We start from the raw sequence: 12690 nt of genomic DNA on the forward strand, positions 1-12690 counted from the left end.
CTTTTCACTTTATAACGCGCAAAACTAGCGGCTTTCCGCACATAACGTCCAACTTCTGCAAATCCTCGCAAATAGCTTGAACCGCAGCTTCCGAACATTCGCTCACAAGCACGCGCACACTGCCAGGTCCACCAAGACCGCACTGTGGGCAATCCGAATCACCTTCAGTTTGAGAATACTTAGCTTGACACGCCGAAGCCAAACGCTCATACACAACGCCATGATCTGCAAAAACATCCATAACTTCGCTGCACAAAGCCAAAGAAGTATCTTCCATATTGCAACGAATCACAAAATCTGCTCTGGTCTGCTCGCTAGAGGCCGGCACATACTTGTTGTACATTGGCACGCCAAAACCTGCGCATCCACGCACAAGATTTCGAGCAGCACTAACAACATCTCCAACAACAGCACTTGCAGTTGGAGCGCCGCCGGCACCGCGTCCGTAGAACATCAAATCATCTGCAGCCTGCGCCTTCACAAATACAGCATTAAAACTGCCATGAACCGACGCCAAAGGGTGCTCCGCGCCAACAAGCGCCGGATACACACTAACGCTTACTCCGCCATCTGTGCTTACTCCGCCATCTGAGTTTGATTCGCCGTCGCAATGCCTTTCAACTGCTGCAAGTAGCTTAATTACACGCTTTTCCGCGCTCGCTGCAGCAATATCTTCAGAGTCAATCGCGCTAATTCCTTCAACAGAAACATCGTCAATACTTACCGGCATTTGGAATGCGAGAGTTGCAAGAATCGCAGCTTTATTTGCAGCATCGAAACCTTCAACATCTCCGGTTGGATCAGCCTCAGCATAACCCTTTTCTTGAGCTGCGCGTAAAGCCGAGTCAAAATCAAGTCCGCGCACAGTCATTTCGTCAAGAATATAGTTGGTAGTTCCGTTTACAATCCCGAAAATTTGCGTAATTTCGTCGCCAATAAGTGACTCTCGAAGCGGTCGAACAATAGGAATCGCTCCTGCTACAGCCGCCTCAAAGTACAAATCAACTCCGTGACTTTCTGCACACTCGTATAATTCCGGACCAAACTTTGCAAGCAACGCTTTATTTGCAGCAACAACAGATTTTCCGTGGCATAGCGCACTTTTTACAAAAGTATGAGCCGGCTCAAGTCCGCCAATAAGCTCGATTACAATATCAACGTCTTCGCGGGTGCACAAAGAGGCAGTGTCTGTAGTTAGCAAATCACGCTTAATCCAAGGAGCGTCAACTTCTTCCGGATGCAAGCACGCAACTCCTGCAAGCTCAATATTTGCACCAATTCTAGCCGCAAGTTCATCACTCTGCTCAACTATAAGTCGCGCTGTTTGCGAACCGACTGTTCCGGCACCAAGCAATCCAACGCGAATAGTTTTATTGGCTAATTTTTTGCTTAACATATAACTCGCCTCCTTAAGTCATGAATTTTGAATTTTTGTTTTTCGTTACGAAAAATAGCAGTTACGAAAAAAGCATCATCACATTAAGAATCACAGAAATAATCAAAAATGCAATTACACCTACGGTTCCATAAAGTGATTTCAAATTATTTTCCTTAGGCAATTCCAAAGGCGCATCAAAGAAAACTAAATATCGGCGACTACGAGCAAGTAACACTATTCCAACTACAAGCACTGCAAACACAAATATGCTATATAATCCAGCTAGCACAAATCCAGAAGGCAAATCCATTAACTCTTTATTTGATAATTTGTCAATTTCTATAACATTCCCGTTTGCATCTGTCATCTGTTTTAGTAACCATAAAGCAACAACGCTTCCTTGGAAGTTCACAATCATGTGAAGAAATATGCTGTAACGCAATTTAGAAGTTCGCACGTACATGTACCCGAGAATAAGCCCAAGCCCGAAAGCGTAGAAAAATTGGAATACATTCATGTGGAATAATGCAAAAGCTAAAGCAGAGAACACAATTGCTTTCTTTTCGCCATACACACGCAATCGAGAAAGTATTTGCTTTCTAAAAAACCATTCTTCCATAATAGGAGCAAGAATCACTACGAACACAAACGTTTCCCACATATTTCCAGACACAATAGTCTCTGAAATGCGATTTTCTGCTTTACCGTCTGTAATAATTGAAGCTAATGTTGTACCAATTAAGTTTCCTCCATACATAACTGGCACACTAACTGCGTAGAATCCCAAAAATTGACGCAAAGACATAGAAAATTCACGCGACGCAAGAGTTGGCACTGCTCGCATAATCAGCATTGCAATAGGAAGCGCTATTAAATATTGCGCAATGTCAGACACTAATATTGTTGCAATAGATTTTTCTAAAAATTCTTTAGGCAAAAAATACGGAAAGCACATACCTAATGCATATGCAGCAGCAATCCACACAACCATGAACATGCATAATGACATTCCAATAGTTCCCTGCCGCTTTCGCGCCAACAAATATGTGTCGTCATGTTGTATCTCTTGCATACTCATTCCTTTTGTTATTCTTTACGCTTTATTGTGATTTTTCGCTTTTTATTTGACGTGTGCTACGTTTGCGCTGCTTGCGCTACTCGCACTATTCACACTTACTTAAGCACACCCTCAATAAGCTTCGTAATTAAATCGCCATAGCTTATTCCGGTTGCTTCCCAAGCTTTTGGATACATGGAGATTGGCGTAAACCCAGGCATTGTATTGATTTCGTTGATCATCACATGACCTTCAGGAGTCACGAACGAATCAACACGGCTTAATCCTCTACCGTCTGCTGCTTTGAATGCTGCGAGCGCTGTTTTACGCACGAGCTCCAAAGTTTCCGCAGGAAGATCTGCTGGAACTTCCACGTGCGAAGCCGCGGAATCCATGTATTTGCTATCAAAATCGTAGAACTGATCTTCGCCAGCCTGACGCTTGTCTAACACAATTTCACCTGGCAAACTTACTTTCGGCTCCTCGCCATCGCGAGCTGCAAGAACCGCACACTCGATCTCGCGCGCGTTAATTCCTTGCTCTACTAGCACTCGCCAATCGTGCTTCGAAGCTTCAAAAACGGCTTGTGCTAAAGCCTCAGCATCATGCGATTCCACTTTTGTTACGCCAAAACTAGATCCTGCACGGCTTGGTTTTACAAAAAGCGGATACTCGAGTTTTGCTGCCTCAACTTGCGCAAGCATTTCGTTTGCGTACGCAGCAAAGCGATTCGTCGAGTCACTTGCAAATTTTCTAGCATCCAACGCAATCCCCGGAGCGACATCAATTCCGGCAGCCTTAAACAGCTGCTTTGCGTAGTATTTATCCATGCATGCAGCCGAAGCCAACACTCCGCAACCGACGTACGGCACTTGCATCATTTCTAGCAAACCTTGCAAAGTGCCATCTTCACCGTTTGGTCCGTGAAGAACTGGGAAAACAGCGTCGATATGACCTAAACTTTCAAGCGTGTCGTCCGCTTTTCGCACCAAGAATCCGTCTGCACCCTTTGCAGGGTCAAGCACAACATCACGCGTTCCAGCGGTTTTTGTGATTACTGGCAACTCGCCTTCTTCCATGCGGAAGTTACGAGGATCTTCACCACCAACAATCCATTCGCCTTGTTTTGTGATTGCGATCCGCACAATGTCAAAACGATTTTCGTCTACAGCACTGAGCACTCCAGCAGCAGATATGCAAGAAATCGAATGTTCGTCTGCCTTACCGCCATACAAGAACACTACACGCTTTTTCGTCATTTTTTTCCTTTATATATTTTTGAATTATTCTAGTTATTTTGGATTAGTTTTGATTATTTTTGCAAACGCTACTTACTCTTCGCAAACATCGTCGTCGAAAAGCATTGCGAGCATTTCTTGGCAGGAAATTCCTTCTTCAAGCACGCGAGCCATTGCACTTGCAAGCGGAGTTGCAACACCCAAACGCTTGCCCATTGCAACTACTGCACTTGTGGTTGGCACGCCTTCTGCAACACCATTGCTTACGGCAGTTGCTTCTTCAACGCTCATGCCTTTTCCAAGATTTGCACCGAAAGTATAGTTGCGGCTTAGAGGAGATCCACAAGTTGCAACTAAATCACCAAAGCCAGCAAGACCTGCAAAAGTGCGCGAATCTGCGCCTTCTGCTACGCCCAATGCCGTCAATTCTGCCAAACCGCGCGTTTCAATCATAGCCGCCGTATTTTCGCCATATCCTGCGCCTCGAGCCATACCAACTGCGAGCGCAACCACGTTTTTAAGCGAGCCACACATTTCTACGCCGATTACGTCTGTTGACACAAATGCTTTAAAGTAGCTGTTTGAGCATGCTTTTGCAACTACTTCTGCCTGAGATTTTTCTGCGCAAGCAACTACTGCTGCAGCCGGGTGGCGAGATGCAACTTCCTTGCTCAAGTTTGGTCCGGAAAGTGCAGCAAAACGGTTACGCGGTAAGTTCAAAGCTTCGCACACAACTTCATCCATACGTTTGCCGGTTGTGCGCTCAATGCCTTTCATAAGCGAAACAACGATCGCATTTTGTGGAATCAAACCCACGAAACCTTCCAACGCAACGCGAGCAAACTGTGCCGCAATCGCCACGACTACAATATCCGCATTCACAACAGCCTCTGCTCGATCCCCAGTTGCAGTCATGTTTTCTGGAAGTTTTTCTACGCTAGGCAGACGCACGCCATTATGATGATGGTCGCGAATTCCTTCAACAATTTCCGGCTCTATTGCCCACATTGTCACTTGATTTCCTGCATCCGCAAGTACTTGTCCAAACGCAGTTCCCCAAGCACCAGCACCCAACACCGTAACGTTCATGTTTTACGTCCTGCCTTTCGGTTGTGAGTTTTATAAGCTACTGTATAGCTATTTATTTGTAATCACACTATTACATAATTCTACACATGCCGCTTTACGGGATTTTTAAAAGATACTTTATTTTATTCTTCTGTATATTTTTTATTCTTCCGTAACGCGTTTCATCTGCCTGTAATCGAAGTATCCTGCAGGAGATTTTTCTCCACGAATTTCTTCCATAATCTGCGTCATACGCACACGCACGCGACGAGCCAACTCTTCAGCAGATTCAAGAGGAGGTAGCTCTCCCCAATTTTCACTCCCCTTTAGCAAGTCAGCATAATCGAGTTGGGTATCGTAGCACATTACAACATTTTTCTTTGGCCATGGCCACCAGTGGTTAATGCTTGCTGCGCCCCATGTAACCGCGCAAAATAGCGGAATCTGATGTCCGAGTCTGCGCGATGCTTCGAGAGCAATTATACCAATTCCGGGCTTCATGCTCATAGGCCATTTTTTAGGATCGCGCGTAACTGTTCCTTCAGGCCATACACTTAAAGGTCTGCCATTGGTGAGGATTTTAATAGATTCTTCTTCTATTTCTCGCGCTTTTCCGCTTCTGCGAGGAACCGGCTGCATGCCTACAAGTTGGAACCATTTGCCTAAGATTGGCCAGTGAGCGAGTTCCGCTTTTGCCATGTAGCGCGGACGACGACCTTGGTGGAATAGTGCAGTCATAGGTATGAAAACGTCAAACATCGTCACGTGTGTGCAAGCTGTAATAAACACGCCTTCTTCTGGCACGTTTTCCAATCCCCACGCCTTTACTTTGCAGCGCGAACGCAATACGCGCGACGTTCCTTCGAGCAGTCTTTCGGCGGCTTTAGGATTTTGCGCGTCAATTTCTACCTGATTTGGCTTGCGTTTTCCTGTCGGATAGTAATATGTTGGGTCAACTAAATTGTGTTTACTTGCTAAAAGCTTTACTTGCTCATCACTGAGTGGTTTTACTGCACTTCTTGGCGAAGGTTTTCCTTTTGATACCATGCTTTCTATTGTGCAGCATGCTATAAACCTACGCTACGACCTACTTTTGCAATCAACCCATGTTTAGGAGAGCACGCCCAAGCGAGCACAAAGAGAGCGGTTGCTACGAGCACAATTGTTCCGCCCGTTGCTGTATCAAAGCTCCACGAAATATACATTCCAACAATCGAAGAAACGCAACCAATAACAGGAGCTAAAACCATCATCCTAGATAGCCGATCAGTAAGCAGTCGCGCAGTTGCAGCAGGAGTCACAAGCAGAGCAAGCACAAGCACGTTTCCAATAATTTGCACGGAAACAACTACAGCGATAGCCACTAACACGTACAACATTCCATCTAGCCATGCAACCGGCAATCCCATTGCGCGCGAAGTTTCTCGATCCATCGATACGCAAACAAGCTCTTTGTGGAACATGCATAATATAGCCAAAATAATCAAACCAGTAATAGCAACAACAGCAATATCTGAATCAGGAATACCTGTAATCGAGCCAAACAAGAAGGATTCTAAGGATCCAGCGTAGCCAGATGCTTTAGAAATAATCACAATTCCAAGAGCAAAAGCAGATACGAAAAATACGCCAATAAATGAGTCTTCGCGAAGCCTACGGTTTTGGCTAAAAATAGATACGATTAGCGCGGTTGCAACTCCTGCGAGTGCTCCTCCAAATAGCAGATTTCCTTGCAATACGAAGGCTATAGCAAGTCCTGGGAATACTGAGTGAGCTACAGCATCTCCAATAAACGCCATTCCTCTAAGCACTACATAGCATCCAACTACACCACAAATTACGCTAGAAAGGCACGCTACAATAAGTGCTTTTAGCAAAAACCAAAGGTCCGGATTTGTTAAATCTTGTATAAATTCTATTGGAGATAACATTACTCTTTTACCACACTTTCCTTACCAATTACGCGCTCAACTGCTTTAATAAGCGGATTTTGCGGAGCTACGTGGAAGGTTTGTACCCACTGTTCTGTTTGCAAATTTTGCGGATCGTCGTCGCCCACAATAGTGCCATCAAATAGCATTATTCTCGAGCATGAGTTAATTGAGCCAATAATATCGTGTGAGCTCATGAGAATTGCTTCACCAGAAGCAGACAATTTCAAGAACAAATCGGTAAGCAGCTCCTGAGTAGGCATATCGAGTCCAGTAAACGGTTCGTCGAGCAAAAGTAAACGCGGCTCTCCAGCTAATGCTCTAGCAACAAGCACGCGTTGCCGCTGGCCTCCAGAAAGTTCTCCAATCGTGCGATCTTGGAAATCAGCCATTCCTGTGCGTTCAAGCGAGTTTAATGCGATCTCGTAATCTTCTTTTTTAGCGCGGCGAACGTAACCAATATGACGAATCCTACCCATCATCACTACATCTAAAACAGAAAGTGGGAAATCCCACGCAATATCGTGACGTTGTGGCACATACCCAACGTAAGATACGCGAGAATTAAGTTTTGCACCTTCCATATGAGGAGCACGCACTTCGAGTTTTCCAGTATGTGGAATCAAACCCATAATTGCACGAAATAGCGTTGTTTTACCGGCACCGTTTGCACCAAGCAATCCCACAAATTCGCCACTATTAATGGTAAAAGAAACGTCTTTTACCACAGCGCGATTCCCGTACGAAATATTCAAATTGTGTGCGCAAATTACTGCATTTTCTTCCATATTTACTACCTTTAACACTTTCACTTCAAACATTTCGCTAAAGAATCCGCGTTAGCTCGCATCATATCCGCGTAAGTTCGCACATTTGCGTCGAAAGCGTCACCATAAATTGGGCAAACTTTCACATGCGCTTCAGACGCAAGCTCTTTAAGCACAGACGAGCGAGAAATTAAATTCGGCTCTAAAAACACTGCAGGGATTTCCAAGTCGCGCAAAATTTGCGAAAGTCTGCGCCTATCTTGCACGCTTGGCTCGCTTGAAGGGTTGATTGTTACAAATCCCGCAATATTTACGCCATAAGCTTTACCTAAGTATGCAAAAGCGTCATGCGTTGTAACCAAGTTGCGACGCTCTTTTGGAATTGACGCCACTTTTTGCCTCATATACGCGTCTACATCTAATAGCTTGTTAATGTATCGGTCCGCATTTGCGCGATATTTGCGAGCATTTTTAGGATCGACTTCACACAAGCGGTCAGCTATTGTGCGCACATAAGCAATTCCGTTTTTCACTGACTGCCATAAATGCGGATCAATATCTCCGTGAACATGTTTTCCAAGAACAGCTTGTGGAAGTTGATAAATTTTCTGCCTTGCAAATCCAAGGAATCTATAGCCTTGTTCAGCTGGAATTTCTTTTAAAGCATTAGTCGGCACTTCTACTACTACATCTCGCGGCTCATAATACACGCGCTTTGGCGCAACCGACCGCTTTTCTTGCAAAGTGTCAACTCTGTACAAAAATCCGCGTTTAGCTAAATCGTAAGCCAAATCTGCATGGCCTTGATTCAAGACTACACTAGCTCCACGCTTTTTCGCTAATTTCTGCGCGTTAATGCCAACAGCAAAACGCATAGTTGCGTTTCCTAAACTTGCAACCCTCTCGTTTTGAGCATTGAGCATATCTGCGTGAAAACCGAGAGTGTATTCTCCTGGCTTACTAAAAGCCCAACTTAAATGCGTGTGCGCGTCCGCAGGCAAATCCACATGATCTTCATCGTTAATCCCGTTTGCTGAATTAACGTAAGTTTCTACACTTCCAAAAGTGCCAGTAAGGTAAGCGAAAAGCGAACCAGGACCAGTTACTTTAGTTGCAGTTAAGCGGATCCTGTCCGAACGCTTCATGTTGTATGCTTTTGGCTTTATTACAGTAGCGCGTCCTTCTTTCGTTACAGTGGAAGGCGCGTTTGATTGCGAAGATTGAGAAACCTGAGAAGACTGCGACTTATCAGATTTCTCTTGAGATTTTTGTTGCTCTTTAGTATCTTCAGCTTCCTCAACCGTCTGCGAAGTTTGGCGTTCTGTAGCAAGACCAAGCCAAATAGTGTCCAACGACACATCTTCGACCATTGGAATAATATCCGCCGCATGTTTCACGCTTTCTTCAGCAAGTTGCACATTCGGCACGCCTTTTCGCAAATTCGCATCTAAAGCAGTAATAACACCATGCTCCTCAAGCATCATGTAATTACTAAAAGCCACGTCCGCATACACAACGTCTCTGATTGAACGCAATCGCGGCTCGTAAGAGTGCGGATCTGCATTATCAGGTACGATTGAACTCACATTTGCAGCATCCCCTGCTACATTCGCCACCATATCACGCAAAACGCCTGTAGTTGTAACTACATTAATGCGACCATCGCGATGTCCTGCACGATTCCCATTAGCACTACCACAAGCAGAAAGCGGCAAAATAAGCGCGACGACTGCAATTGCACCAATCGAAGAAAACAAAGTTTGCTTTACTCTTCTGGGCCTATGAATCACCCTCACACACTCCTACTACTAATAGCGCAACAGCCAGTTGAAGTTAATAAGTCCGCGATTGTAGAGATACCAAATCCCTGCACCCAAAACGCCAAGCACAGCAATAATTCCACCAGCAAGAAGCGAATAAGCAAGTAAAGGATTTCGCTTAAATAATCCTGTTACGCCTTTTGCTTCAGACTTCACAACATCATCATTATCGTTCAACTTCTGTCGGTACAAACTTTTAGCGAGCCTCTTGTTACTAATTTTTGAAACAAGACCTTTATGCTTTTTAGCTTTTCTTGGCAATTGTTTTCCAGAACGTGAATTGTTTGATCCAAAACCACGACCTCCAACAAAAGAATTTCCGCCACCGACAAAACCGATTCCACGGCTGCCATGATTGCCGCCAGAATGAGGCAAATTAGCAGGTTTTGCTGGATTATGAGGTGCAGAAGGTCCACCTTTTTTGCTTTTGGTGTCCTTTTCTTCATTGTTTTCAACACCGCCAGCAGAGCCCATTGGTGTTTCTTGTGGATCTACACCAACAGCAACGTGAATATTGCGAGTTACTGTAGAATTTCCGTCAGAAGCTTGGAATTGCAATGTGTAATATCCAGGTTTGTCGAAATCCCAATTCGCATGAGCATGCGTATTTGCAGGTATCGTATAATCTGTTGCTCCTTGAGTAGAGAAAATCTCTTGATCTCCGCCACCCAAGCCTCCAAACATCCAAACACGTACGTTTCCAGGACCTTCAACTCCTGTTAGGCTCAATTGAGTTGGCTTATGCGGATTCATAGACTGATTATTCCAACCCATCCATGGCACACCATCAATTTGTGTTTGCGGTATACGATACACGCCGTTAGTTTTACCAGCATCACCAACTGCGAATACAACTGTATCCGGGTCTCTAAAGACGTGGCTTCCTGTCACATCTTCTTGCACAGCCATATCAACTTTATTTGAATCGCCAGTATATACAGCAATATCAACATGACCGTGGTCTATAACGAGTTTGTCACCCTTGATGTCTTTGAACTTTGTCGAAGTAGATTGCTGACTTTGAGAATCTTGCTTTCCGCTTTTCGCGTTATGTTCCCCATGAATAAGACCACCGTTATTACTTCCAAAAAGTCCTCTATTACTTCCAAGAAGTCCTTGTTGTTGCATTTTTGCTCCAGGCCATGGAGTCACATACACAGTGTTGTTGTTACCGTTAATGAAGAAAGATCCGTTACTTTGTTGCACATTAATACTGTGATCCTCACTTTGAGAATCGTCATTATCATCTGAATCTTCTTCGTCATCTTCACCATCTTCATCACCATCAAAAGATGCGCCATCATAATCAGCAAAATCCCCAGCTGTTACATCATGATTAGTGACGTGGAATGTATAGACTTGCTCAGAACTTTGCTCCTCGTCACCAACGGTAGTAGTAGCCTTCATTTTTAACTTGTACACACCAGGACGGTTAAAAGACCAATACATGTGAGAATGCTTGCCACCAGTCTCAGTGATGTCAACATCTTTCGGCCATCCATCAACAGAACCAAGCATTTTCTCATAATCGTCACCGCTGCGAGTATACATAAAAACTTCGCCGTTGTGGGGTGCTTCGATACCAGTTAATGACAGTTTGACTGTTGGGTTAACTTTTGTAGAACCAGCTCCCTCATATAACGGTCTAGTATCTAAACCGGGCCATAATGCACCAGTATTTCCAGCTCCAGATTGATCAAAGAACCAGACTACACCTTCGCGAGTTGTTGCGTAGATTTCTTTTATTACCGGATTGTTCTCATCTTTGGAAAGCTGCATGATGTTTTTAGAACCGACTTCAAAAATAAGTCGATTCGTATCATAACGAGTGTGATCTTTATCTTCACTTTCAAACGCATCACCCAAGGTGCCTAATACTATGCGCTTGCTTGCACTATCAAAGAAAGTTGCAAAAACGTCAGTATGACCTTTATATGCGTGGCACATTGCAGCTTTACTATCAGCCGCAGGTTGTGAAGCAGTTTTATCTAAGCGAGCAGCCGTACACGCTTTAAAATTAGCTTGCTTTATGGCGGTAAAATCTTTAGAAGATTTCTTTCCGCTTACAACAGTTGCGTCACTGCCATTGTCAGCAAAAGCTGCGGGAGTTCCCATCATCATGCCACACAAGCACACGCCCACCAACAAAGCGCGAGATAATTTCTTTATACTATTACGAACCATTTTCGTCACACCATTATTTCCACTGAGTACCATCAGATTGCATATTGTCTGATTGAGAATATTGAGAATTATTAATTGGTGACATCACTGTCGTTTCTTGGTCACGCACTAAATTTGACAAAGTACTGTCGCCATTTGCATTATTCACAAAATTTGCATTATTTGCATACTGTTGATTAGCTTGTGCAGAAACTTGCTTAGCAAGCGCAAGATTTCGTGCTTTCTTGCTTTTAGCTACAGCTATTAGCACAAAAATCACAATAATTACGGCAATAATAGCAACAAAAATACCTACGATTTGAAGAACTAAAGCTGTATCGTCACTTTTTTCAGATACTTTGTGAGAATGCTTATGCTTGTTGCGAAGGAGTTTGTGATGATTGTTAGTTTCATCTTTTGTGGATTCATCGTTGTCTTCTTCATCTTGATCCTCTTCATTACCTTCGTCGCCACTTGCTCCAGCAGCAGCACCCGCACCTAAAGCAGCATTAGGATCAGTATTATCTCCAACTGCAAAATTAAGAACACGCGTATCGCTTACAGCGCGTCCGTTTTTAAGCTTTCCTGAAAAAGTAAGCTTCACATGATAAATTCCAGGCTTAGAAAACACCCAATTCACGTGAGTATGAGCGTTAGTTTCAATCCAGCTGTTTTGCGGATAACCTTTAGTACTATCCCAAAGCTGCTGTGGATTGTTATTGCCATTTTCTAAGTAAACATGCAATTTGCCTGGACCACTTACTCCTTCAAGCGAAAGGTTTGCACCACGATCGAGCTCGTTAAGCACGCCACCTTCCTGCGTATTCCAACCAAGCCACGGCACATCAGGATTCTGAGTTTGTGGAATAACATACAGCTTCGTTCCAGGCTTTTCGCCAATAAAACTGTAGGCAGCGTCATCAGGCATAGGAATTATTGAATTGCCACCTAATTTAAATACCACATTTTCTGGGTCTCGCCACACTGGTTCATCACCAGTATCATCGCGAATCTTCAATTTCCATTTGCCGTCGATTAGCGTTGGTCCAAAATCAGCATGACCTGCTTGAATCATAACTGGCTGATTGCCTTCAGTGGCATAAGCAGTTTCTTGCATTGGATTTGGTGCACATAAAGATGCAACCAAAGTTACTAAAGAAAATATGAGCGCAAGCAACGCAGTAGAATATGCATGCTTTCGTTTTACTTGCAATGTTTCATTTTGTTTGTAATTCATTATTTAAACTTTCTAGTAATAATACGAATAC

The 12690-nt window shown here is 43.9% G+C and carries 10 protein-coding genes; all 10 read right to left on the reverse strand.

Annotated elements, in window-relative coordinates:
* Positions 1-4: 4 nt before the first annotated feature.
* A complete protein-coding gene (locus HXT50_RS03665; protein ID WP_421777042.1) occupies positions 5-1396 on the reverse strand; it encodes a homoserine dehydrogenase in 1392 nt (463 codons plus the stop codon).
* A gap of 61 nt (positions 1397-1457) precedes the next feature.
* The gene (locus HXT50_RS03670) at positions 1458-2450 is read right to left on the reverse strand and encodes a CPBP family intramembrane glutamic endopeptidase (RefSeq protein ID WP_410295759.1); all 993 of its coding nucleotides are present in this window, start codon (positions 2448-2450) and stop codon (positions 1458-1460) included.
* Between the two features lie 101 nt (positions 2451-2551).
* Complete coding sequence (locus tag HXT50_RS03675) at positions 2552-3694, reverse strand: D-alanine--D-alanine ligase family protein (protein WP_116442850.1); 1143 nt, start codon at positions 3692-3694, stop codon at positions 2552-2554.
* Positions 3695-3766: 72 nt separating this feature from the next.
* Positions 3767-4762 (reverse strand): NAD(P)H-dependent glycerol-3-phosphate dehydrogenase, encoded by a 996-nt coding sequence (locus HXT50_RS03680; protein ID WP_174163563.1) that lies wholly within the window; start codon positions 4760-4762, stop codon positions 3767-3769.
* A gap of 141 nt (positions 4763-4903) precedes the next feature.
* Positions 4904-5788 (reverse strand): lysophospholipid acyltransferase family protein, encoded by an 885-nt coding sequence (locus tag HXT50_RS03685; RefSeq protein ID WP_064340516.1) that lies wholly within the window; start codon positions 5786-5788, stop codon positions 4904-4906.
* Between the two features lie 20 nt (positions 5789-5808).
* The gene (locus HXT50_RS03690; protein WP_064340515.1) at positions 5809-6672 is read right to left on the reverse strand and encodes an anchored repeat-type ABC transporter permease subunit; all 864 of its coding nucleotides are present in this window, start codon (positions 6670-6672) and stop codon (positions 5809-5811) included.
* Positions 6672-7460, reverse strand: coding sequence for an anchored repeat-type ABC transporter ATP-binding subunit (locus HXT50_RS03695; RefSeq protein WP_410295756.1), 789 nt, complete (start codon positions 7458-7460; stop codon positions 6672-6674). Before HXT50_RS03695 ends, HXT50_RS03690 begins: the two co-directional genes overlap by 1 nt.
* A 20-nt stretch (positions 7461-7480) precedes the next feature.
* Positions 7481-9196, reverse strand: coding sequence for an anchored repeat ABC transporter, substrate-binding protein (locus tag HXT50_RS03700; RefSeq protein WP_004118551.1), 1716 nt, complete (start codon positions 9194-9196; stop codon positions 7481-7483).
* A 51-nt stretch (positions 9197-9247) separates the two neighbouring features.
* Positions 9248-11443, reverse strand: coding sequence for a choice-of-anchor M domain-containing protein (locus HXT50_RS03705; RefSeq protein ID WP_421777143.1), 2196 nt, complete (start codon positions 11441-11443; stop codon positions 9248-9250).
* Between the two features lie 13 nt (positions 11444-11456).
* Entirely contained in the window at positions 11457-12659 is a 1203-nt protein-coding gene (locus tag HXT50_RS03710; RefSeq protein ID WP_421777043.1) for a choice-of-anchor M domain-containing protein, read from the reverse strand.
* Positions 12660-12690 lie beyond the last annotated feature (31 nt).

It is taken from the genome of Gardnerella sp. KA00243 (assembly GCF_049244105.1).
Lineage (GTDB): Bacteria > Actinomycetota > Actinomycetes > Actinomycetales > Bifidobacteriaceae > Bifidobacterium > Bifidobacterium leopoldii.

Bases quoted from the DNA above. Each gene is read 5' to 3' on its own strand.
- HXT50_RS03665 (WP_421777042.1), bottom strand. From the start codon at position 1,396: ATGTTAAGCAAAAAATTAGCCAATAAAACTATTCGCGTTGGATTGCTT.
- HXT50_RS03670 (WP_410295759.1), bottom strand. From the start codon at position 2,450: ATGCAAGAGATACAACATGACGACACATATTTGTTGGCGCGAAAGCGG.
- HXT50_RS03675 (WP_116442850.1), bottom strand. From the start codon at position 3,694: ATGACGAAAAAGCGTGTAGTGTTCTTGTATGGCGGTAAGGCAGACGAA.
- HXT50_RS03680 (WP_174163563.1), bottom strand. From the start codon at position 4,762: ATGAACGTTACGGTGTTGGGTGCTGGTGCTTGGGGAACTGCGTTTGGA.
- HXT50_RS03685 (WP_064340516.1), bottom strand. From the start codon at position 5,788: ATGGTATCAAAAGGAAAACCTTCGCCAAGAAGTGCAGTAAAACCACTC.
- HXT50_RS03690 (WP_064340515.1), bottom strand. From the start codon at position 6,672: ATGTTATCTCCAATAGAATTTATACAAGATTTAACAAATCCGGACCTT.
- HXT50_RS03695 (WP_410295756.1), bottom strand. From the start codon at position 7,460: ATGGAAGAAAATGCAGTAATTTGCGCACACAATTTGAATATTTCGTAC.
- HXT50_RS03705 (WP_421777143.1), bottom strand. From the start codon at position 11,443: ATGGTTCGTAATAGTATAAAGAAATTATCTCGCGCTTTGTTGGTGGGC.
- HXT50_RS03710 (WP_421777043.1), bottom strand. From the start codon at position 12,659: ATGAATTACAAACAAAATGAAACATTGCAAGTAAAACGAAAGCATGCA.